The sequence below is a fragment of the Promicromonospora panici genome (genome assembly GCF_900608595.1).
GTDB lineage: Bacteria > Actinomycetota > Actinomycetes > Actinomycetales > Cellulomonadaceae > Promicromonospora > Promicromonospora panici.
The window spans coordinates 1-20,802 of the sequence record NZ_UWYY01000041.1 but is presented as its reverse complement, the minus strand read 5'-3'; the positions used below and the strand labels follow the sequence as shown (position 1 = coordinate 20,802).

At 71.0% G+C, this 20,802-nt stretch carries 22 protein-coding genes and 1 pseudogene; 10 read left to right on the top strand and 13 right to left on the bottom strand.

Features of this window, described 5'->3' with window-relative positions; all coding sequences use genetic code 11:
- The 4 genes from EW117_RS29895 to EW117_RS28610 form a co-directional block, all read left to right on the top strand.
- On the top strand, positions 1-338 hold a 338-nt coding region (locus EW117_RS29895; RefSeq protein ID WP_207212114.1), incomplete at its 5' end, for a hypothetical protein.
- A gap of 239 nt (positions 339-577) precedes the next feature.
- Complete coding sequence (locus EW117_RS28620; protein WP_207212113.1) at positions 578-2,371, top strand: sialidase family protein; 1,794 nt, start codon at positions 578-580, stop codon at positions 2,369-2,371.
- Between the two features lie 286 nt (positions 2,372-2,657).
- A complete protein-coding gene (locus tag EW117_RS28615; RefSeq protein ID WP_129790123.1) occupies positions 2,658-4,004 on the top strand; it encodes an enolase C-terminal domain-like protein in 1,347 nt (448 codons plus the stop codon).
- Entirely contained in the window at positions 3,991-4,695 is a 705-nt protein-coding gene (locus EW117_RS28610) for a FadR/GntR family transcriptional regulator (protein WP_129790122.1), read from the top strand. The genes EW117_RS28615 and EW117_RS28610 overlap by 14 nt, the downstream gene beginning before the upstream one ends.
- A gap of 92 nt (positions 4,696-4,787) precedes the next feature.
- Here EW117_RS28610 and EW117_RS28605 read toward each other — a convergent pair whose 3' ends face one another.
- From EW117_RS28605 to EW117_RS28570, 8 genes are all read right to left on the bottom strand, one after another.
- Entirely contained in the window at positions 4,788-5,774 is a 987-nt protein-coding gene (locus EW117_RS28605; RefSeq protein WP_129790121.1) for an ABC transporter substrate-binding protein, read from the bottom strand.
- Between the two features lie 27 nt (positions 5,775-5,801).
- Complete coding sequence (locus EW117_RS28600) at positions 5,802-6,788, bottom strand: ABC transporter permease (RefSeq protein ID WP_129790120.1); 987 nt, start codon at positions 6,786-6,788, stop codon at positions 5,802-5,804.
- Entirely contained in the window at positions 6,785-8,320 is a 1,536-nt protein-coding gene (locus tag EW117_RS28595) for a sugar ABC transporter ATP-binding protein (RefSeq protein WP_242504638.1), read from the bottom strand. Before EW117_RS28595 ends, EW117_RS28600 begins: the two co-directional genes overlap by 4 nt.
- A 119-nt stretch (positions 8,321-8,439) precedes the next feature.
- The gene (locus tag EW117_RS28590) at positions 8,440-8,895 is read right to left on the bottom strand and encodes an RbsD/FucU family protein (RefSeq protein ID WP_129790118.1); all 456 of its coding nucleotides are present in this window, start codon (positions 8,893-8,895) and stop codon (positions 8,440-8,442) included.
- 52 nt (positions 8,896-8,947) lie between these two features.
- Complete coding sequence (locus EW117_RS28585; protein WP_129790117.1) at positions 8,948-9,796, bottom strand: fumarylacetoacetate hydrolase family protein; 849 nt, start codon at positions 9,794-9,796, stop codon at positions 8,948-8,950.
- The gene (locus tag EW117_RS28580) at positions 9,796-10,899 is read right to left on the bottom strand and encodes an aldo/keto reductase (protein WP_129790116.1); all 1,104 of its coding nucleotides are present in this window, start codon (positions 10,897-10,899) and stop codon (positions 9,796-9,798) included. The genes EW117_RS28585 and EW117_RS28580 overlap by 1 nt, the downstream gene beginning before the upstream one ends.
- A gap of 20 nt (positions 10,900-10,919) precedes the next feature.
- On the bottom strand, positions 10,920-11,747 hold the full coding sequence (locus EW117_RS28575) for an SDR family NAD(P)-dependent oxidoreductase (RefSeq protein WP_129790115.1): 828 nt from the start codon (positions 11,745-11,747) through the stop codon (positions 10,920-10,922).
- Positions 11,744-12,634 (bottom strand): amidohydrolase family protein, encoded by an 891-nt coding sequence (locus tag EW117_RS28570; protein ID WP_129790114.1) that lies wholly within the window; start codon positions 12,632-12,634, stop codon positions 11,744-11,746. Before EW117_RS28570 ends, EW117_RS28575 begins: the two co-directional genes overlap by 4 nt.
- Before the next feature lie 227 nt (positions 12,635-12,861).
- On the opposite strand from EW117_RS28570, the gene EW117_RS28565 reads away from it, so the two are divergent.
- Positions 12,862-13,497 (top strand): class I SAM-dependent methyltransferase, encoded by a 636-nt coding sequence (locus EW117_RS28565; RefSeq protein WP_129790113.1) that lies wholly within the window; start codon positions 12,862-12,864, stop codon positions 13,495-13,497.
- 47 nt (positions 13,498-13,544) lie between these two features.
- Here the strand turns inward: EW117_RS28565 and EW117_RS30420 are convergent, their stop codons facing one another.
- Together EW117_RS30420 and EW117_RS30710 are read right to left on the bottom strand one after the other, a co-directional pair.
- Positions 13,545-13,979 (bottom strand): GMC oxidoreductase, encoded by a 435-nt coding sequence (locus EW117_RS30420; RefSeq protein ID WP_129790112.1) that lies wholly within the window; start codon positions 13,977-13,979, stop codon positions 13,545-13,547.
- Positions 13,980-13,990: 11 nt separating this feature from the next.
- Positions 13,991-14,062, bottom strand: a pseudogene (locus tag EW117_RS30710) (hypothetical protein); the annotation flags it as partial.
- Positions 14,063-14,346: 284 nt separating this feature from the next.
- On the opposite strand from EW117_RS30710, the gene EW117_RS28550 reads away from it, so the two are divergent.
- From EW117_RS28550 to EW117_RS28535, 4 genes are all read left to right on the top strand, one after another.
- Positions 14,347-15,039, top strand: a complete 693-nt coding sequence (locus EW117_RS28550; RefSeq protein ID WP_129790111.1) for a response regulator transcription factor — start codon at positions 14,347-14,349, stop codon at positions 15,037-15,039.
- Positions 15,040-15,049: 10 nt separating this feature from the next.
- On the top strand, positions 15,050-16,132 hold the full coding sequence (locus EW117_RS28545; protein WP_277986498.1) for a sensor histidine kinase: 1,083 nt from the start codon (positions 15,050-15,052) through the stop codon (positions 16,130-16,132).
- Between the two features lie 154 nt (positions 16,133-16,286).
- Positions 16,287-16,712: an SRPBCC family protein gene (locus EW117_RS28540; RefSeq protein WP_165362910.1), complete on the top strand. Its 426-nt coding sequence runs from the start codon at positions 16,287-16,289 to the stop codon at positions 16,710-16,712.
- A 103-nt stretch (positions 16,713-16,815) separates the two neighbouring features.
- Positions 16,816-17,436 (top strand): class I SAM-dependent methyltransferase, encoded by a 621-nt coding sequence (locus EW117_RS28535; protein WP_129790108.1) that lies wholly within the window; start codon positions 16,816-16,818, stop codon positions 17,434-17,436.
- 95 nt (positions 17,437-17,531) lie between these two features.
- Here the strand turns inward: EW117_RS28535 and EW117_RS28530 are convergent, their stop codons facing one another.
- Positions 17,532-18,260, bottom strand: coding sequence for an SDR family oxidoreductase (locus tag EW117_RS28530; RefSeq protein WP_129790107.1), 729 nt, complete (start codon positions 18,258-18,260; stop codon positions 17,532-17,534).
- Positions 18,261-18,335: 75 nt separating this feature from the next.
- Here EW117_RS28530 and EW117_RS28525 point away from each other — a divergent pair, with 75 nt between their 5' ends.
- Positions 18,336-18,713 (top strand): MerR family transcriptional regulator, encoded by a 378-nt coding sequence (locus EW117_RS28525; RefSeq protein WP_129790106.1) that lies wholly within the window; start codon positions 18,336-18,338, stop codon positions 18,711-18,713.
- Between the two features lie 112 nt (positions 18,714-18,825).
- Here EW117_RS28525 and hemC read toward each other — a convergent pair whose 3' ends face one another.
- Positions 18,826-19,755 carry a hydroxymethylbilane synthase gene (gene hemC / locus EW117_RS28520; RefSeq protein ID WP_129790105.1) on the bottom strand — a complete coding sequence of 310 codons (930 nt, stop codon included), beginning with the start codon at positions 19,753-19,755 and terminating at the stop codon, positions 18,826-18,828.
- Between the two features lie 181 nt (positions 19,756-19,936).
- A partial coding sequence (locus tag EW117_RS28515) for an HNH endonuclease signature motif containing protein (RefSeq protein ID WP_165362909.1) occupies positions 19,937-20,802 on the bottom strand: 866 nt, incomplete at its 5' end.

Genomic DNA, 20,802 nt, shown 5'->3' with positions numbered 1-20,802 from the left:
AAGAGTCAGTTGGTGGCCAGGCGGCGTGGCTAGTGACCGGCTGGTGGCTGGTGACCGGCTGGCTGCTGACCGGTTGGCTAGTGACCGCGAGCCCTGGCGCCGGGCCGCGGTTGCGCGAAGCGGGTGTACAGCGGGCCGAAGGTGTGCAGGTCGGCGACGAGTTCGGTCCGATGCATCGCGCGCACGTGACATCGGTCGGTTGCTATGACTTCGGTCGGTTGATTGACCGATCTCATAGCAACCGACCGAAGTCAGTGACTTCGGTCAAACGCACGACCGAAGTCAGCGAGTCCGGCCATGCGACCGACCGAAGTCAGCAAGCGCTGCGAGGCAACTGACCGAAGTCAGCGAGCCGTGCCAAGCAACCGACCGAAGTCAGCGAACCCCGCGAGGCAACCAACCGACGTCGACCGGCCCTGTCGGGCGCCGCGACAGGGTACCTCTGGAGTCGCGACCAGTTTCGGCCCGGGTCTTGCAACGTGTGCACACATGCGTCAGGGTGTGGTTTTGCAACGTCCGCAAACGGGCGTCGCGCGCCACCTCGGGCATCACCTGCACGACAGAGAGGTCCTGCACCATGTCGCGAACCACCAGATCCCGAACCAGCAGCCCCCGAACCACCAGATCCCGACACCTCACCCTGCGGCGATCGGCCGCGCTGACCGCTGCCCTGACGGCGGCGTTCGCGCTCGTCGGGGTACCCGCGAGCACGATGGCGGCACCCGACGCGCCACCCGCAGCGCCGTCGGCCACCACAGCCAGCATCACCCCCGCCGGCATCACCCCCGCCAGCATCACCCTCGCCAGCATCACCCCCGCCTCCGTCCCCGGCAGCGTGCTCTACAGCCCGAACCTGAGCCAGCACCCGAACGGGACCGCCGGCTACCCGCGCGCCATCCGTCTCGACCACGACCAGAGCGCCAACCAGACGATGCTCGCCACGTTCGCGCGCGGCGGCACCGGATCCCCCACGTCGCTGCCGGTCTACCGGAGCACGAACGGCGGCGCGTCGTGGTCCCCGGCGTCCACCATCACCTCGAACACGCCCGGCTGGGACCTCGAGGCGCCGGCCCTGTACGAGGTCCCACGCAGCATCCCCGGCCTCGCCGCGGGCGACATCCTCGCCGCCGGCACCGCGTGGCGGGTCGGCGACTACAGCACGCAGAAGGTCGAGGTCTTCCGGTCCACGGACCGCGGGTCGACCTGGCAGTACCTGTCGAACTGCACCCAGACCTCAGGCCAGCCCAACACGTGGGGCCACGGGATCTGGGAGCCGGTCTTCATGGTCACCGAGGACAACCGCCTCGCCTGCTTCATCTCGGACGAGCGCCCGGCGAACAGCCCCACGAACAACCAGGTCATCGGCCACTACACGTCGTCCGACGGCGGGCGGACGTGGAGCTCGACCATGACCGTCGACGTCGCCTTCCCGGCCGACAACCTGCGCCGCCCGGGCATGCAGACCTTCGCCGCGCTACCCAACGGCGACCACCTGATGGCGTACGAGATGTGCCGGGACGCCACCAACCCCGACCACGCCTGCGAGGTCTACGTGAAACGCAGCGCCGACGGCGTCAACTGGGGTCCCGCGGGCGAGGCGGGAACGCTCGTCCGCACGGCTGACGGGCGCGAGCTCCTGCACACGCCGTACATCTCCTGGGTCCCCGGCGGCGGCCCGAACGGGACGGTCCTGCTCTCCGGGCAGCGCGTCGTCTCCGGGCCCACGGGCAACAAGACGGTCCTCGAGGAGTCGGGGACCGTGCTGTTCGCCAACACCGCGCTCGGCACGGGGACCTGGACCGAGGCCGCGACCCCGGTCACCGTGAACCCGACGGGCGGCTACGCCACCGGGGTGCCGTCGTGCCCCGGCTACTCCACGCCGGCGATCCCCCGCGAGGACGGTACGAGCTACCTCTACCTCGCCGCGACCTGGCTCGGGACGGGCAACCAGTGCGAGGTGCGGTTCGGGATCGGCGCACTGCCCGGTCCCACCGGCCAGATCGCCGGCCCAGAGGGCAGATGCCTCGACGTCGACACGAACACGGCGGCCAACGGGAACGTCGCCCAGCTCTGGACGTGCGGCACCGCCACCGGCCAGATCTGGTCGATGAGCGCCGACGGTACGGTCCGGGCGTTCGGCAAGTGCCTCGACGTCGACGCCAACGGCACCGCCAACCACACCAGGGTGCAGATCTGGGAGTGCAACGGCTCCGGGGCGCAGCAGTGGCGCGCCCGCGCGGACGGGTCGCTGTTCAACCCGCAGTCCGGGCGCTGCCTCGACATCCCCCAGGGCAACACGGCGAACGGCACGGACCTGCAGATCTACGACTGCAACGGCCTCTGGACCCAGTCCTGGCGCGTCCCGCAGTAGGTCAACGGGTCGGACCGTGGCCCCTGCCGTGACTTCGGTCGGCTGCAACGCGATTTCATGACTTCGGTCGGTTGTTCTGAGATCGGTCGATCAACTGACCGATCTCAGAACAACCGACCGAAGTCACTCGCGCGACCGTGCAGGGACCGAAGTCGCGGACGTGCTGGCCCCGGACGCGCCCCACATTGATCGAACCAATCCCCCGCTGCACACTCCCCGACCTTGACCCTGACCGCACACATCCGTAGATTGCTGGAAAACATCTGATGTTTGCAAGGGAGCAGGCATGGCCACGATCACTGGAGTCCGCGTCGAGGACGTGCGGTTCCCGACGTCGGCCACCGCCGACGGCTCCGACGCGATGAACAAGGACGCCGACTACTCGGCGGCCTACGTCGTCCTGGAGACGGACGGAACCGACACCGCCGCCGACCCCCTGGGCGGCTACGGGCTGACGTTCACCATCGGCCGCGGCAACGACATCGTGGCCGAGGCCGCACGCCAGCAGGCCGCGGCGCTCGTGGGGCGCGACGTCGACGAGCTCGCGGCGGACATGGGCGCCGTCTACCGCGACCTGACCGCCGACAGCCAGCTGCGCTGGCTGGGGCCGGAGAAGGGCGTGGTGCACCTGTCGCTGGCCGCCGTGCTCAACGCCGCCTGGGACCTCGTGGCGCGCCGCGCGGGCAAGCCGCTGTGGCGGCTGCTGGTGGACATGACGCCGGAGGAACTGGTCGACGTCGCCGACCTGCGGTACCTCTCCGACGCCCTGACCCGCGAGGACGCACTCAAGATCCTCCGGGAACGCGAGGGCACCAAGCAGGAGCGCCTCGCCCACCTGGAGCGGACCGGTTACCCCGTGTACACGACGTCGGCCGGCTGGCTCGGCTACAGCGACGACAAGCTCCGGCGCCTGTGCCAGGAGGCCGTCGACGCCGGGTACCAGCACGTGAAGCTCAAGGTCGGGGCGAACCTCGACGAGGACGTCCGCCGTCTGTCGATCGCACGGGACGTACTGGGTCCGGACCGCGCCCTGATGATCGACGCCAACCAGGTCTGGGACGTGCCGCAGGCCATCGAGTGGATGCGCGAGCTGGCCCGGTTCGACCCGCTGTGGATCGAGGAGCCGACGTCGCCCGACGACATCCTGGGCCACGCCGCCGTCCGCCGCGCCGTCGCGCCGATCGGGGTGGCCACGGGCGAGCACTGCCACAACCGCGTGATGTTCAAACAGCTCTTCCAGGCCGACGCCATCGACTACTGCCAGCTCGACACCGGCCGGCTCGCGAGCATCAACGAGATCGTCGCCGTGCTGCTGCTCGCGGCGAAGTTCGGCGTCCCGGTGTGCCCGCACGCGGGCGGCGTCGGACTGTGCGAGATGGTGCAGCACGTCTCCGTGCTCGACTACGTGGCGATCGGCGGCGATCTCGACGGCCGGGTCACCGAGTTCGTGGACCATCTGCACGAGCACTTCACCGACCCGTGCGTCGTCGCGGACAAGGGCGCGGGCAGCGCGTACGTGCTGCCGTCCCGACCGGGCTACTCCACGCAGATGTACGAGGAGTCGCTGGAGCAGTTCCGGTATCCGCACGGGACGAACTGGGTGCGCGATACTTCCGGTTATGTCCCGCACTGACGAGGTCGTCGACGGCATCCGCAGGATGATCCTCGACGGCCGGCTCCGCCCCGGCGACCGCCTCCCGGTCGAGAAGGACCTGGCCGACGCGCTCCAGGTCTCGCGCGGCTCCCTCCGGGAGGGCGTGCGCGCGCTGTCGATCCTCGGCGTCGTGCACACCCGCCAGGGTGACGGTACGTACGTGACCAGCCTGGACCCCGGGAGGCTCCTCTCCCCCATGTCGCTGGTCCTGGACCTGCAGGACGACGGAGCCATGCCCGCGTTCCACAGCGTGCGCCGGGTGCTGGAGGTGGAGGCCGCCGGGCTGGCGGCGAGCCGGATGCCTGACGCCGCCGTCGCCGAGGCGCGGGCCATCCTGGACCAGGTGACGCAGGTGCTGCACGCCAACCCCGTGGACCACGACAAGTTCATCGAGATCGACATCGCGTTCCACCGCGTCATCGCCGCCCATACCGGCAACCCGGTGCTGGAAGCGCTCATCGAGTCGTTCGCGGGCCGCACGGTCCGGGCGCGCCTGTGGCGCGTGCTGCACACCGAGGGCATCGAGGAACGGACGCACGACGAGCACGAGGCCATCTGGCGCGCGCTCGCCGCGCACGATCCCGAGGCGGCCCGGATCCGGATGGCGAGCCACCTCCTGGGCGTCGAGGACTCGCTCCCCAAACCGGAGAACCTGGACGAGGTCCCCTAGGACGTACTTGGTTGTGGGCGCGATCGTTGCGACTTCACGTCCGGTTCAGGCGCAACGATCCCGCCCACAACCAAGAAGGGTTACAAGAAGGGTTACTCGTAGAGGACCGCCGCGATCTCCTCGTCGTCGATGTTGTCCTTGTCGTACCAGTAGAAGCCCGAGTCGATGACCGGCTCCAGCTCCTCGCCGTTGATGGCGGCGACGGCGGCCTTCACCGTCTCGTAGCCCATCTTGATCGGGTCCTGCGTGATCGCGCCGGCCATCAGCCCGTCGCGGATCGCGTCGGTCTGCGCCTTGCCCGAGTCGAAGCCGATCACGGTGAGCTCGCCCGACTTCCCGGTCTCCTGCACCGCCTTGACGACGCCGACGGCGGAGCCCTCGTTGGTGCCGTAGATGCCCTTCAGGTCGGGGTGGGCCTGCATGATCGCCTTCGCGGCGTCGGCGGACTTGAGCTGGTCACCCGCGGCGTACTGCGTGTCGACGATCTCGATGTCCGGCGCGTTCTCGGCGATGTACTGCGTGAACCCTTCGACCCGCTGCTGCCCGGTCTGCGACGTCTGGTCGTGCGCGATGACGGCGATCTTGCCGCTGCCGACCAGCTCGGCCATGTGCTTGGCCGCCTCGGCCGACGCCGCCAGGTTGTCGGTGGACACGGTGGTCACCGGCACCTCCGACTCCACGCCGGAGTCGAAGGCGATGACGGGGATCCCGCGCGACTCGGCGTCGGTCATCATCGGGATGGACGCCTCGGAGTCGAGGGCCGCGAAGCCCAGCGCGTCCGGGTTCTTGTCCAGGGCGGTCTGCAGCATGGTGAGCTGCTTCTCGACCTCGGTCTCCGTCTCGGGGCCCTCGAAGGTGACCTCGACGTCGAGCTCGGCCGCGGCGTCGTCGGCCCCCTGCTTGACCGCCTGCCAGAACTGGTGCTGGAAGCCCTTGGAGACCAGGGCGACGTAGGGCTTGTCGCCCGCCCCTGGCTCGCCGCCGCCTCCGGAGGCGCATGCGGCGAGCGCGAGCACGGCGGCCACGGATGCGGCGGCCGCTGCTGTGAACCGCCTGCGCTTGGTGGTGTGGATGTTCATGCTGATCCATCTCCTTCGGTGGTCAGGTCAGGCTTCCTTGCCGCGGCGCAGCTGGTCCGCGTACACGGCCAGGATGATCACGATGCCCACGGCGACCCGCTGCCACTCCTGCGGGATCGACATGATCCGCAGGCCGTTGGTGAGCGTCGCCATGATCAGCGCACCGATCACGGTGCCGAGGATCGTCGCCTTGCCGCCCCGCAGCGAGGTGCCACCGATGACGACGGCGGCGATGGCCTCGAGCTCGTACCCGAGCCCGAGCCCGGGCTGCGCCGAGTTGAGCCGGGAACCCAGGACGACACCGGCCAGGCCGGTGAACAGCCCGGCGATGACGTAGATGACGACCTTCCACCGGCGCACGTTGACGCCAGAGATGGCCGTCGCCTCCTCGTTGGAGCCGATCGACAGCGCGTAGCGGCCGGCGAGCGTCTTGCTCAGCACCACGCCCGCGACGATGGCGGCGACGAAGAAGATCAGGACGGCGTTCGGCAGCCCGGGGATCAGCTCTCCGGCGGCGATCTGGTCGAACCCGGCGACGTCGCTGAAGTAGATGGGCTTGGTCCCGGAGATCACGAGCGAGAGGCCTTGCGCGATCATCATCATCGCCAGCGTCGCGATGAACGGTGGCAGCCGGAGGTAGGAGACGTTCAGGCCGTTCACGAGCCCGATCAGGGCGCCGATCGCGAGTCCGCCCAGCACGCCGACGAAGAGTGGCAGGCCAATGTTCGCCAGGAACACGGCGGTCATCACCGAGCACAGCGTCATGCCCGTGCCGACCGACAGGTCGATGCCGCCCGTGGCGATGACGAAGGTCGCGCCGAGCGCCATGATCCCGGTGACCGATGTGGCGAGCAGGATGCCCTTCACGTTGGGCCAGTCGAGGAAGTACGGGCTGGCGAACGAGAAGAACGCGAAGATGACCACCAGCCCCGTGAAGGCGAGGATCTGTTGCAGCTGCTGCCGGTTTCCGAACCGCAGGGCTCTCCGCCTGGCCGGCGTGGGTGTGGTCGTCATTCTGCGTCTCCGGTCGTGATGAGATGGTCGGCACCGAACCGCGTCGCGAGCTCCATGATGTCGTGCTGGGTGGCGTCGGCATTGGCGAGCGTGCCGGTGACCCGGCCCTCGCACATGACGACGATCCGGTCGGCGAGCCGCAGCACCTCGGGCAGCTCGGACGAGATCACGATGATCGACTTGCCCTGCGCGGCCAGGCCCGTGAGCAGCGTGTAGATCTCGTCCTTGGCGCCGACGTCGATCCCGCGGGTCGGCTCGTCGACGATCAGGACGTCGCAGTCGCGCACCAGCCACTTGGCCAGCACGACCTTCTGCTGGTTGCCGCCCGAGAGGTTCTTGGCCGTCTGGGTGACGGACGGCGTCCGGATCGCGAGCTGCCGCACCATGTCGGCGGCGACCCGGCGCCCGTCGGTGTCCCGGACGAAGCCCGCGCGGGTCATGCCGGGCAGCGAGGACAGCATCACGTTGCGCACCACGTCCTGGTCCAGCAGCAGGCCGTAGCGCTTGCGGTCCTCCGAGAGGTAGCCGATGCCGTTCCGCACCGCGTCGGCGGGGTTGCGCACCGTGACCGGCCTGCCGTTCACCTCGATGACGCCGGTCGACCTGTCCGCCCCAATGATGGCGCGGGCCACCTCCGTGCGCCCCGCGCCCATGAGGCCCGCGAAACCGAGGATCTCGCCGCGGTGCAGCTCGAAGGACACGTCCTTCAGGAGCTTCCGGGTGCTCAGCCCGCGTACCGAGAGCACGACGGGGCGCTGGGTCGGGTCGGGCTCCGTCGGATCGGGCCGCACGCCGACCTCGAGCTGCCGGCCGACCATCGCCGCGATGACCTCCCGGGTGGGGGTCTCCGCTGTTGGCAACGTGTCCACGTAACGGCCGTCGCGCAGAACCGTGATGCGGTCGGAGATCTCCTTGACCTCGTCCATGCGGTGCGAGACATAGATGACGCCGGTGCGCGGGGAGATGAAGTCGCGGACGATCCGGAACAGCGTGGCGACCTCGGTCTCCGTGAGCGCCGCCGTCGGCTCGTCCATGATCAGCACCTGGGCGTCGAACGAAAGCGCCTTCGCGATCTCGACCATCTGCTGGCCGGCCACGCTCAGGTGCGACACCGGCTGCCGCGGGTCCAGCGGGATACCGAGACGTTCGAAGAGTGCCTTCGCTCGACGGACGAGCTCGTCGTCCCGGATCACACCGGACCGCCGGGGCTCGCGGCCGATGAAGATATTCTGCGCGACCGTCAGGTCGGGCATCAGGTGAAACTCCTGATGGATCACGCTGATGCCGAGCTCGTTCGCCTGCCGGGGTCCAGCGGGACTCATCGGCGCGCCGTTGAGCTCCATGACGCCCGCATCTGGCTGCAGGACGCCGGAGAGCAGGTTCATGAAGGTCGACTTGCCCGCCCCGTTCTCGCCGACCAGCGCCAGGACCTCACCGTGCCGCAGGTCGAGGTGGACGTCGTCGAGCGCGCGGACGCCGGGGAAGGACTTGCTGATCCCCGTCGCGCGCAGTAGGGCTGGGCTGTCCGACACGTGATGCTCCCTTGCCTCCGTGTAGTCGCATTCATACCGCAGACATCCGATGCATCTCAAGATCCGGGGCCATATCGTCATCGAACTGACCCCCGGGCCCGCCCGCAGCAAGCGATAGGTCAGATGACTCCGGTAGCCTGCCGCACCCCGATCGTGAGCAGCAGGTTGGCGTACACGCGCTGCTCGCCGGTCGCGACGACCAGCGCGACGTCGTCGCCGCGCGCGGCCTCGTAGAAGGCGAACCGGTCCATCGTCTCCCAGGCCACGGCGTCTCCCATTGCGGCGCGGAAGACCGCGTGCACCGGGATCGGCTCGCCCGCGCCGACGACATCGCCGGAGACGCCGCCCGGGACCATCACCGCAGCGCTCTCCAGCGGCACGGCATCGAGCAGGACCTCCAGCACCTGCTCCACCGTGACCAGTCCGGGCCGCAGGTTCAGGTGCACCCGGGCCGCCCCGGGACGCGCGCCGGTGGAGTGCGGGTAGTTGGCGTCCGCCAGGAGCACACGCGAACCGTGCCCGGCGGCGGCCAGCTCGCGCAGCAGGTCGGGATGCAGCAGCTCGTACCTCAGCATGAATGGCTCCTCAGCTCTCGACGAACATTCGGGCGGTCGCTCACTCGGTCACCTACTCAGCGACGAACGCGTGCCGCTGGCGGCCGAGCCCTTCGATCTCCAGCTCGACGACGTCGCGGTCGCGCAGGTACGGGAACCGCCCGGAGAGCGCCACGCCCTCCGGCGTCCCCGTGCAGATCAGGTCGCCCGGCTCGAGCGCCATGTACTGCGACAGGTGGTGCACCAGGTGGTCGACGCCGAAGATCATGTCGGCGGTCACCGAGTCCTGCCGCGGCTCGCCGTTCACCCAGGACCGTAGGCGCAGGCTGGACGGGTCGACGTCGGCGGCGGGCACCAGGTACGGGCCGGTGGGCGCGAACCCCGGACCGCACTTGCCCTTGGACCACTGGCCGCCGGACTCCTCGATCTGCCAGGTGCGCTCGCTGAGGTCGTCGACGACGGTGTAGCCGGCGACGTACTCCTGCGCCACGTCCACGGACGGCAGCCGCCAGGCCCGCCTGCCGATCACGACGCCGAGCTCGACCTCCCAGTCGACCTTCTCCGCGCCGGGCGGGATGGCGACGTCGTCGTCCGGCCCCACCACGGTGTTGGGGTGCTTGAAGAAGATGATCGGGGACGACGGCGGCTCGGCGCCCGACTCGGCGGCGTGCGCCGCGTAGTTCTGCCCCACGCAGATCACCGCGGCCGGCCGGGCCACGGGCGCCCCGCGGCGCAGCCCGTCGGCGCCGTCGAGCACGGGCAGCTCGCCCGCGGCGAGGGCGGCCCGGGCGCGCGCGATCCCGTCGGACGCCAGGAACGAACCGTCGATGTCGGCGGTGAGCGGGCGCAGGTCGAGGACGGTGTCGCCGTCCTCGATCGCGGGGATCTCCTGGCCGACGGGGCCAAGGCGGAGCAGACGCATCAGTACCTTCTCTCGGGGTGGTGCGGGTTCTCGGGGCGGTGCGGGTTCACGGGGCGGTGCGGGTTCTCGGGGTCGTCCGGCTCAGCCGGGACGGGGGCGAACACGGGGGCGGTCCCGGGCGCGGGCACCGCGGCCTCGGCGAGCAGGCCGACGTCGGCCAGGGCGCGCCACAGGCTCTCCGGCACGTGTGCGGCGGCCCGGTCCGCGGCCTGCCGCACGTGCTCGGGATTGCCGAGCCCGACGACGGTGCTCACGACCGCGGGGTGCGTGCGCACGTAGGCGAGCGCCGCCTGCGGCAGCGTGACGCCGTGGTCGGCGCACACGGCGGCGATGCGGCGGGCGCGGTCCAGCAGGTCCGCGGCAGCGGGCGCGTAGTTGTACGTCGCGTCCGACGGCGGGTCGTCGTAGGCGAGGATGCCCGAGTTGTAGACGGCGGCGGCCACCACGGCCACGCCCCGCTCGGCCGCCGCGGGCAGCAGATCGGCCAGTGCGGGCTGCTCCAGCAGCGTGAACCGGCCGGCGCACATCACGACGTCGACGTCGGTCTCACGCACGAACCGGGTGAGCATCGCCGACTGGTTCATCCCGGCGCCGACCGCGCCGACCACACCCTGCTCCCGTAGGTCGACGAGCGCCGGCAGCGCCTCGTGCGCGGCCTGCTCCCAGTGCTCGTCGGGGTCGTGCAGGTAGACGACGTCGACCCGGTCCAGGCCCGTGCGCTCCAGGCTGGACTCGAGCGACCGCAGCACGCCGTCGCGCGAGAAGTCCCACACCCGGCGGGCGTCGGCAGGCACCTCGAACATCTCCGGGTCGGTGCGGTCCGCGGTCTCCGGCGACGGGACGAGCAGGCGCCCGACCTTCGTGGAGACCACCAGCTCGTCGCGCAGCCTCGACCGCAGGAAGGCGCCGAGCCGCCGTTCGGACAGCCCGAGGCCGTAGTGCGGGGCGGTGTCGAAGTAGCGGACCCCGGCGTCCCAGGCGGCCTGGAACGTCGCGTGGGCCTCCTCGTCCGTCGTCGCGCGGTAGAGGTTGCCCGCGGGGGCGGCGCCGAGGCCGAGTGCGGTCAGCCGGACCCCGGTGCGGCGCACCGCCGTCGTCTCCATGACGTCTTCCTCGGCCCGGGTTACGGCTGCTCGGGGGCGCGGGTGCGCAGGGCGTGCGAGCCGCCGTCGACGGCGAGCATCGCGCCGGTGGTCGCCGCCGCGAGCGGGCTCGCGAGGTAGCAGACGGCGTGGGCCACCTCGTCGGCGCTGACGAGCCGGCCCGAGGGCTGGCGGGCCTCCAGGGCGGCGCGCTCGGCGGCGGGGTCGTCGGCGGCGTCGAGCAGCCTGGTCACCCACGGGGTGTCGGCAGTGCCGGGGTTGACGCAGTTGACGCGGATACCCTCGCGCACGTGGTCGGCGGCCATGGCGAGCGTGAGGGCCTGGACCGCGCCCTTGGACGCCGAGTACAAGGCCCGGTTCGGCAGGCCGGTCCACGCGGCGATCGAGCAGGTGTTCACGACGGCGGCGTGCGGCGACTCGCGCAGGTACGGCAGCGCGGCACGGGTCACGCGGACGATCCCGAGCACGTTCACGTCCAGGACCCGCAGCCACTCGGCGTCGTCGTTGTCGGCGATGGTGCCCTGCGCGCCGATCCCCGCGTTGTTGGCGACGACGTCGATGCCGCCCATCGCCTCCGCCGCGGCGGCCACGGCGGCGCGGACGGCGGCGTCGTCCGTGACGTCCGCCGCCTGGGCCCCGGCGCCCTCCGGGACACCGTCCGTCACGCGGTCGATGGAGGTCACCTGCGCGCCGCGCGCGAGCATTGCGCGCACGATCGCGGCGCCGATGCCCGACGCTCCGCCCGTGACTATCGCGCGGACGCCCGCGAGCTCGGCCGCCGCCGTCGGGCCTGCGGGCGCTCCGGCTGTTGCTCCTGCTGTTGCTCCTGCTGTGGTCTCGGATGTCATGCGTGGCTCTCCTCCAGTTGGTAAACGCGTCGCGCGGTCCCGGCCCAGACGGCGGCAGCCTCGTCCGGGCTCAGCCCGGCGAGCAGGTCGCCGAGCGTCGCCAACCATTCGCCGTAGTCGCTCGCGAGCAGGCAGACGGGCCAGTCTGAGCCGAACATCAGCCGATGCGGCCCGAACACCTCGAGCGCGTGGTCGACGGCGGGCCGCAGGTCGTCCGGCTGCCACGCGTCCCACCGGGCCTCGGTGACGATCCCGGACAGCTTGGCCGTGACGTTGGGCCGGGCGGCGAGGTCGGCGAGGCCGCGCTTCCAGGCGGCGAGGTCCGCGTCGGCGGCGCCGAGGCGGGGCTTGCCCAGGTGGTCGAGCACGAACGAGACGTCGGGCAGCGCCGCGGCGAGCCGCGAACACGCGGCGAGCTGGTCGGCGCGCACGACCAGGTCGAACACGAGGCCGGGGTGCGCCGCCCCCGCCGAGCAGGCGGCGGTGATGCCGCGGCGCACGTCGTCGCGGTCCAGGTACGCGGGATCGTGCTCGGCCTGCACCTGCGTGCGGATGCCGACCAGCGCGGCGCCGCCGGTCCCCGACCGCAGCTCGGCGACCCGGTCGCTCACCGCCGGATCAAAGATGTCCGCCCAGGCGACGACGCCGCGGATCCCGGCGGAGCGCCCGGCGTCGGACGCCGCGATCGCCAGGAGCTCGCGGCTCTCGGACCACAGGTTCGCGGACTGGACCACCACGGTGGCGCTCACCCCGTGCGCGGCCGCCGGCAGGTCGGCGGGCGTGAAGTCCGCGTCGATCGCGGCCATGGTGACCGGGTCGACCCAGTCCTGAGGCGTGCGCGAGCGCACCCACAGATGGTGATGCGCGTCCACGACGTCGTGCTGCACCGTTGCTCCCCTCCGGCCACCTCGCTCGGAAACATCAGATGTATAACACGCCGGGTGCTGACGGCGACAGCGGCGCCTGCATCCTGGTCGGCCGATGAGTCCCCAGGGCGAGGCAACTTGCCCGCCGACCTGTCAGACGTACCGGTCACTCCGGTGACCTGTACGTCTGACAACGGGCCTGGCGGCACTACCGTGGAGTCATCGACCTGACCGACGGGAGCGGCACCATGGTGCGAGCACCGAGCCTGGAGCGGATGCGCCGGCACTGGGACCGGCAGTCCGCGGGCTACGACCAGAAGATGGACCGCGCCGAGCGCCTGTTCGGCGATACCCGGACCTGGGTGTGCCGGCAGGCCACGGGCCGGGTGCTGGAGGTCGCCGTCGGCACCGGCCTCAACCTCAGCCTGTACCCCGAGGAGGCCGCGGTCACGGGGATGGACCTGAGCCCGGCCATGCTCGACCTGGCCCGCAAGCGCGCGGCCGAGCTGGGCCGCGACGTCGACCTGCGGGTCGGCGACGCCCAGCGGCTCGAGTTCGAGGACGCCTCGTTCGACACGGTGGTCTGCACGTTCGGCCTGTGCGCGGTGCCCGACGACGGCGGCGCCGTCGACGAGATGGTGCGCGTGCTGCGGCCGGGCGGCCTGCTGCTGCTCGCCGACCACGTGGTCAGCACCTCGGCGCCGATCCGGCTGCTCCAGGCCGCGATCGAGCTGTACAGCGTGCCGGTCGAGAACGAGCACTTCCGGCGTCGGCCGATCGAGCACGTCATGGCCGCCGGGCTGGCCATCCTGCGCCACGACCGGTTCAAGAAGGGAATCGTCGAGCGCGTAACGGCCCGCAAACCAACCCCTCCTGTGTTGTGAGCGGGATCGTTGCGCCTAAAACGGGCAGGTAGTCGCAACGGTCGCGCTCACAGCAAGGAGGGCGCTACGCGCAGCGGGGCGCCAGGTGCTCGGCGAGCATCAGGGTCGGCAGGTTGGTGTTCGCGGCCGGGATGGCCGGCATGATCGAGGCGTCGTCGGCGGAGCACGTCGGCGAGAGGCGGGGTCTCGGCGAGCCGCCGCGCCTGACGCGCGCCCGCCCGCAGCCGCGGCAGGTCGTCCGGATCGGTCAGCAGCCCGACGTCGATCTCGGGCCGGGTGTCCGGGCTCGGCGCCGCCAGCCGGACCGATCCGCGCGACCGCGGCGCGAGCAGCGACACGAGCAGGGTCACCTCGGGGCCGGCCTCCCCCGGCGCAACGGCGCTGGGGAAGATCTGCAGGTCAGGGCCGGTGTCAGGGCCGGTGCCGGGTTCGATGGCCGCGCCGTCCGGTACCCCCAGCCAGGGTTCCCGGCGGCGGCCCACCCGTCGTAGTCGCGGGGCCGCCCGCGCAGTGCCATGACGTTGTTGGTCGCCGAGCTGCCGCCGACCAGGCGTCCGGCGAACACCGGCGAGTCGCGCCCGAGCGCCCCGAAGGAGGCCCGCAGCCCCAGTCGCAGCCCGTCGGCCCGACGTCGGCGGCGTCGAGCACGTCCTCCGGATACTCGCCGGCGTCTGGGCCGAGCACGATCACCGTGTCGACCCGCACCGTCGATGTCGCGGTCATCGAGCACCTCCAGCCGACGCTCCCGGTTTCACCCTCGACCAGGCGAATGTAGCGCGGCGTCGACGCAGTCACACGGCCTGCTTTTTGATACGCCGCCGATATGCACGCGCTCGTAGCATCGGGAGCGTGCGCGTGTTGGTCGTCGAGGACGAGCTCTATATGGCAGAGGCAATCCGCGATGGCCTGCGCCTGGAGGCGATCGCCGCCGACATTGCCGGTGACGGCGACACCGCGCTGGAGCTGCTGAGCGTCAACTCCTACGACATCGCTGTCCTCGACCGCGACATCCCCGGGCGGTCCGGCGACGAGGTCGCCGCGAGCATCGTCGCGTCCGGGAGCGGCACGCCGATCCTGATGCTCACCGCCGCCGACCGGCTCGACGACAAGGCCACCGGGTTCGAGCTCGGCGCCGACGACTACCTCACCAAGCCCTTCGCGCTTCGCGAGCTCGTGCTCCGGCTCCGGGCGCTCGACCGCAGGCGTGCGGTCAACCGGCCGCCCGTGCGGGAGATCGCGGGTCTGCGGCTGGACGCGTTCCGCCGCGAGGTCTACCGCGACGGGCGCTACGTCGCGCTGACCCGCAAGCAGTTCGCCGTGCTCGAGGTCCTCGTCGGCGCCGAAGGCGGTGTCATCAGCGCCGAGGAGCTGCTGGAGCGGGCATGGGACGAGAACACCGACCCGTTCACGAACGCGGTGCGCATCACGGTCTCGGCGCTGCGCAAGCGCCTCGGCGAACCATGGCTGATCGCTACGGTGCCCGGCGTCGGCTACCGGATCGAGGCACCCGGCACCGCACCTCAGGGAGGGGACCGTGGATAGGGCGCCCGGGATGAGCGTCCGCCTCAAGCTCACGCTCAGCTATGCCGGGTTCCTCATGCTCGCCGGTGTCCTGCTCCTCGCGGTGGTGTGGGTGTTCCTGCTGCGCTACGTACCGGAGGAGCTCTACAACACCGGGAGGTGGGTGGCCGATCGTCCTGGTTCGACGTTCATCCCCGACCGTGCCGACCTCGAACGCGCCTTCGTGCCGCGCGTGGGCGCGGCGCTGGTCTTCCTGCTGGTGTTCGGTCTCGTGGGCGGGTGGTTCCTCGCCGGAAGCATGCTCGCCCCGCTGTCCCGGATCACGCGCGCCACCCGCATCGCTGCATCGGGGTCGCTCTCCCACCGGATCGATCTGGAGGGCCGCAAGGACGAGTTCCGCGAGCTGGCGGACGCCTTCGACGCCATGCTCGCGCAGATCGAGGCACACGTCGACGAACAGCAGAGATTCGCGGCCAACGCCTCCCACGAGCTGCGCACCCCGCTGGCGATCACGCAGACGCTCCTCGACGTCGCGCGCAACGACCCGAACCGCGACTCCGACGAGCTCGTCGACCGCCTCCATTTCGTCAACGCCCGGGCCATCGACCTCACCGAGGCACTGCTCCTGCTCAGCCGCGCCGACCAGCGGTACTTCTCCCGGGATCACGTCGACCTGTCGCTCATCGCGGACGAGGCCACCGAGACGCTCCTCCCCCTCGCCGAGAAGCGCGGCCTCACCATCGAGACCTCTGGCGACATCGCTCCCACCGTCGGCTCGCACGCGCTCCTGCTGCAGATGACGACGAACCTCGTACACAACGCCATAGTCCACAACCTGGCCGACGGCGGCTCCGTGTGGATCACGACCCGCGTCCGCCCCGAGACCGTGCTGCTCACCGTCGAGAACACGGGCGAGAGGCTCCCCTCACAGCTGATCTCCACGCTGGTCGAGCCGTTTCAGCGCGGCACCGGACGGATACGTGCCGACCACGCCGGCGTCGGCCTCGGCCTGGCGATCGTCAAGACCATCGCGGAGGCGCACGACGGAACCCTGACCCTCACCCCTCGTGCCGACGGCGGGCTCCGGGTCACGGTGGAGCTACCAACCGCCTGACGCGCAACGAGGTGCTACGAGGTGCTGCACAGTCAGGGCGCTGTCCGACCGCACCGCCGCCCGGACACGACCTCTTGCGCCGACGATGCCGACGACCGACGGTGGTGGTGAGGCCGGACGCGCCGTGCCGGCACTCGTGCCGAGAGGAGACGACATGGCTGCGAAGGATTACGACCTGCAGGTCGAGCGCGACATCGACGAGGCCCCGGGGAGCGTCTTCGACGCGTTTCTCGCCGTCTACGACGAGCCGCTGCCCGGCTGGGTCCTGCACTCGGAGCGCGACCTTCGCGTCGGCGGGGTGTGGGACATCACCTTTCGGCCACCCGGCGCGGAGCCGTTCCAGGAGCACCGGATCTTCACGGCCATCGACCGCCCGCACCGGCTCGAGTACTCGGCGGCGATCAGCGAGGCGGGCGGCCGAACCTTCGAGACTGCCGTGGTCTTCCTGATCACGGACGTCGGCGAGCACTGCCAGGCCACCCTGATGCAGTCCGGATTCCCCGACGAGCAGACCCGTGACGAGTTCGCCGCCGCCTGGCCCGACGTCCTCGACCTGATCCCCACGCGCATAGCGGAGTGACGGGCCCGGTCCTGTGGAGCGCCGCCCGCGCCGAGCTTGACCTCATGTCGACCTGAAGTCACACCATGGGCGAGGACCCATCGGCTCGAGCGAACGAGGACACATGGACGCGCAACACTGGGACGAGCGGTATCGCAGCCAGGACCGGCTCTTCAGCGGCAACCCCAACGGCGTGCTCGTCACGGAGGCCGCCGACCTGACGCCGGGACGGGCGCTCGACGTCGGCTGCGGGGAGGGCGGCGACGCGCTCTGGCTGGCCGGCCGCGGCTGGCAGGTCATCGCCGTCGACATCTCCCAGGTCGCCCTCGAACGCGGCGCGGCCGCGGCCGCGGCAGCCGGCGCGGACGTAGCCGGCCGCGTGATGTGGACCCAGGCCGACCTGATCACCACACCACCGCCCGGCGGGCCCTTCGACCTGGTCTCGGTGCAGTACTTCCCGCTCCCGGTCACGCCGGACCACACGGCGCTGCGCAGCCTGCTCGACGCCGTCGCACCCGGCGGCACGCTGCTCATCGGCAGCCACGACCTCGCCGACCATGCCGCGTACCGCGACAGCCACCCGGACTTCGACCCCACCACTTACTACCAGCCCGCCGACGTCGCCCGGCTCCTGGACGAAGGCTGGGCCGTTCAGGTCAACGAGACCCGGCTGCGCACCGCCGCCCCGCCCGAGGGCACGCACCACGTCCACGACACGGTCCTGCGCGCCCGCCGCGTGCGCTAGAAAGCCCGCCTCGAAAACACGATCCGGCACGGTTCCGCGGCCAGAACCGTGCCGGATCGTGTACTGGAAGCGGACTTTTGCACGACGTCGGCGGCTCAGGCCGCGGTCAGCGCCGCCAGCGCGCGGTCCATCGCGGCGTTGAACTCCTCGGGCGTCAGCGTCAGCCGTGACTTGATGTCCCGGCTCCACTGGTCGGCGAGCACCTCGGCGGAGCCCGCCTCGACGCCGTCGAGCGCGGCGTCGGCCAGGTCCGTCGGCGAAATCTTCTCCACGTGCCAGTCCGCGGACATGTCGGTGTCGGCCAAGCCGAGGTGCACCGCCGTCACGAGCGTGCCCTGCTCGGCGAGCTCGAGGCGGACGCCGTTCGTCATGGCCCACGCGGCAGCCTTGGTCAAGTGGTAGGCGTTGGAGCCGTTGACACCGAACCACGACATGGCCGAGAGGACGTTCACGACCGCTCCCCCGCCGTTCACGGCGAGCGCCGGCGCGAGCTCCCGGATCATCGCCAGGCCGCCGAGCACGTTGGTCTCCAGCTCGCGGCGCACATTGTCCAGCGAGCCCGTCACCAGGTCGGTGCGCGTCGAGATGCCCGCATTGTTGACGAGCAGCGTGACGTCGGGCGCAGCCTGGGCCGCGGCGTGCACCGATACGGGGTCGGTGACGTCGAGTGCCAGCGCTTCCACGCCGGGCAGGTCCACGGTCTCCGGGCGCCGAGCCGTCGCGTAGACCTTGCGGGCGCCCCGTTCGAGGAGGCGCTGGGCGAAGGCACGGCCGAGCCCGCGGTTGGCTCCGGTGACGAGGGCGACTGAGTTGTTGATGTCCATGTCCGGTACGCTAAAACCTGACGTTGACGTCAGGGGCAAGTGCCGGCGGACAGAACCGGAGTGAGAGGGGTCGCCATGACCGTCACGGAGCCGGCGACCGAGCCGCTTATCCGCATCGGCGAAGTCGCGCGGGGCGCGGGGGTCTCGGTGCGCGCTGTGCGCTACTACGAGCAGCAGGGCCTGCTCACGGCGGAGCGCAGCCCGTCCGGCCAGCGCCTCTACCGGCAGGACGCCGTCACCATGGTGCGCTTCTTCCAGCAGATGTACGCCGCCGGCCTGACCAGCCAGCGGATCGCGGAGCTCCTGCCGTGCTGGGACGCCGGGCACACCGACGCCGACCAGCGAGCCATGCTGCGCGCCGAGCGTGACCGCATCCAGGCCAAGGTCGACGACCTCCAAGCCGCCCTGGACCGCCTCGACGAGGTCATCGGGATCACGGACACGCACCCGTAGGCGGCATCGACGAGGTGACTTGAGGGGGCGTGCACCGGCATGCGGGCCGCCACGCCGCCGCTCCTCGACGGCCGAGGCGGCCTCTACCTGGAGGACTGCGACGTGGCTAGCGTCAGGACGTGGCGTCGTTGATGATGTCGCGGGCACCCTGCTTGACCAGCGCGAGAGCCACGCTCGTGCCCAGATCGGTCGGGGTGGAGGCTCCTGAGTCCTCCACGGCGGTCAGGGCGGTCTTCCCGTCGAGGGAGTAGACCGCGCCGCTCAGGACGAGCTCGTCGTCGACGTGGGTCGCGTAGCCGGCGATCGGCGAGTTGCAGTGACCCTGGAGCACGTGCAGGAACATTCGCTCGGCAGCGGCCTCGCGCCACGTCGTCGGGTCGTTGAGCGGGGCCAGAACATCGCGCGTGGAGTCATCCTCCGCGCGGCACTGCAGCGCCAGGATGCCGGCACCGACAGGCGGAAGCATGACCTCGGGCTCGAAGATCTCGGTGATCACGTCACCGCGGCCGATGCGTTCCAACCCGCTGACCGCCAGGATCGCGGCGTCTATTTCGCGGGCGGCGAGCTTCTCCAGCCGCTTGTTGGCGTTGCCGCGGAACAGTACGAAGTCCAGGTCCGGGCGAATTGCGGACAGCTGAGCCCGGCGACGGACCGAGGACGTGCCGATCTTTGCCCCGGCAGGTAGATCGGCCAGCCGGAGCCCGGCTGGGCTGACGAGGCAGTCGCGCACGTCGTCACGGGCGAGGTAGCCCGCGATCGTCATGGCTGGTGGGAGCGGCTTCTCGCCGGGCATGTCCTTCAGGCAGTGCACGGCCACGTCTGCGGCCCCGACAGCCAGGACGGAGTCGACCTCGCGAACGAAGTTCTCCTTGCCGCCCAGGGCGCTCAGGTCCCCGGTCCACCGGTCCGCGGCGGTCGTGACCGGGATGACCTCGACCTCCAGGCCCGGCGAGGTCTGGGCCAGGAGGCTGCGGAGGCGCTCGACCTGGGCTCGCGCCATCGGCGACGAACGGGTCACTATCCGCAGGGCGGGGGAAGACATGCGCCTAACGTATCCGCGCCGCCGATGCTCCTGGCCTGTTGCACCACCCAGTCCGCCAGAGGAACGGGGGCATATCTCGTTCCTCTGGCGGGCCCGACCCAGCAATGGGTGTCGAGTACCTGCTGTGCCGGCCAGACCGCCGGAGCCAGCCGGTCGGGTCAGGTCGAGCGGGTCCTGTTGGTCAGGCGGCTTCGGCGGTCGGTGGGTTTGTGGTCGGGTCGGTGGGTGGGGGTAGGGCGTCGATGGGGTCGGGTAGAGCGTCGATGGGGTCGGGGAGGCGGATGCGGTGGCCGCGGGCGTCGGTGAACACCCACCCGGTCTCCACCAAGGTGCTCGCACCGGTGGTCCCGGTGTCCTGGGTGGGTTTGCCGGCCCAGTGCATGCTGATCCCACGCGCGTCGACCAGGGCATGGTGATGCCAGCACAACAGCGCACTGTTGGTCACGGAGGTGTTCCCGCCGTCGGCCCAGTGCCGGACGGCGTGGTGGACCTCGCAGCGTGACGGCGGCTGATCACACCCGGGATAGACGCAGTGCTGGTCTCGGGCGATGACGGCGCGGCGCATCTGCCCGGTCACGGTGCGTTGGGCGCGTCCGACGTCCAGGACGGCGCCGTCGGGGCCGAACACGACCCGGGTGATCCTGCTGTCACACGCCAACCGGCGCAGCAACGCCCGCGGGACCCGGCCACCGGTCTCGGTGAACACCAAACCCGGCGCGGACAACAGCCCGGACAGGGTCGTGGTGCCGACCGCGGCCCAGCCGGCGGCGTCCCAGGGCGCCGCCGTCGTGCCCGCCGTGCCGCCGTCAACGGTGCCAGCGGTGCCGCTTGCGCCTGCCAGACCCGCCCCGTTGCCGCGTCCAGGCGTGGCCTGCCCGCAGGTCAGGCACAGGCCGTCCCGTGTCCGGGTGACCTGGGTGACCAGCTCGTTCCAGGACACGGTCACGTTCAGGTGCGGCGCGACCGCGGCCCCCGGAGAGGCCTGGTTGGTGTCCAGCACCACCCGGGCGACGTCGGCCAGGCCCTGCGCCCTGCGCTGGGAGGTCG

Bases quoted from the DNA above. Each gene is read 5' to 3' on its own strand.
- EW117_RS28620 (WP_207212113.1), top strand. From the start codon at position 578: ATGTCGCGAACCACCAGATCCCGAACCAGCAGCCCCCGAACCACCAGA.
- EW117_RS28615 (WP_129790123.1), top strand. From the start codon at position 2,658: ATGGCCACGATCACTGGAGTCCGCGTCGAGGACGTGCGGTTCCCGACG.
- EW117_RS28610 (WP_129790122.1), top strand. From the start codon at position 3,991: ATGTCCCGCACTGACGAGGTCGTCGACGGCATCCGCAGGATGATCCTC.
- EW117_RS28605 (WP_129790121.1), bottom strand. From the start codon at position 5,774: ATGAACATCCACACCACCAAGCGCAGGCGGTTCACAGCAGCGGCCGCC.
- EW117_RS28600 (WP_129790120.1), bottom strand. From the start codon at position 6,788: ATGACGACCACACCCACGCCGGCCAGGCGGAGAGCCCTGCGGTTCGGA.
- EW117_RS28590 (WP_129790118.1), bottom strand. From the start codon at position 8,895: ATGCTGAGGTACGAGCTGCTGCATCCCGACCTGCTGCGCGAGCTGGCC.
- EW117_RS28585 (WP_129790117.1), bottom strand. From the start codon at position 9,796: ATGCGTCTGCTCCGCCTTGGCCCCGTCGGCCAGGAGATCCCCGCGATC.
- EW117_RS28580 (WP_129790116.1), bottom strand. From the start codon at position 10,899: ATGGAGACGACGGCGGTGCGCCGCACCGGGGTCCGGCTGACCGCACTC.
- EW117_RS28575 (WP_129790115.1), bottom strand. From the start codon at position 11,747: ATGACATCCGAGACCACAGCAGGAGCAACAGCAGGAGCAACAGCCGGA.
- EW117_RS28565 (WP_129790113.1), top strand. From the start codon at position 12,862: ATGGTGCGAGCACCGAGCCTGGAGCGGATGCGCCGGCACTGGGACCGG.
- EW117_RS28545 (WP_277986498.1), top strand. From the start codon at position 15,050: ATGAGCGTCCGCCTCAAGCTCACGCTCAGCTATGCCGGGTTCCTCATG.
- EW117_RS28540 (WP_165362910.1), top strand. From the start codon at position 16,287: ATGGCTGCGAAGGATTACGACCTGCAGGTCGAGCGCGACATCGACGAG.
- EW117_RS28535 (WP_129790108.1), top strand. From the start codon at position 16,816: ATGGACGCGCAACACTGGGACGAGCGGTATCGCAGCCAGGACCGGCTC.
- EW117_RS28530 (WP_129790107.1), bottom strand. From the start codon at position 18,260: ATGGACATCAACAACTCAGTCGCCCTCGTCACCGGAGCCAACCGCGGG.
- EW117_RS28525 (WP_129790106.1), top strand. From the start codon at position 18,336: ATGACCGTCACGGAGCCGGCGACCGAGCCGCTTATCCGCATCGGCGAA.
- hemC (WP_129790105.1), bottom strand. From the start codon at position 19,755: ATGTCTTCCCCCGCCCTGCGGATAGTGACCCGTTCGTCGCCGATGGCG.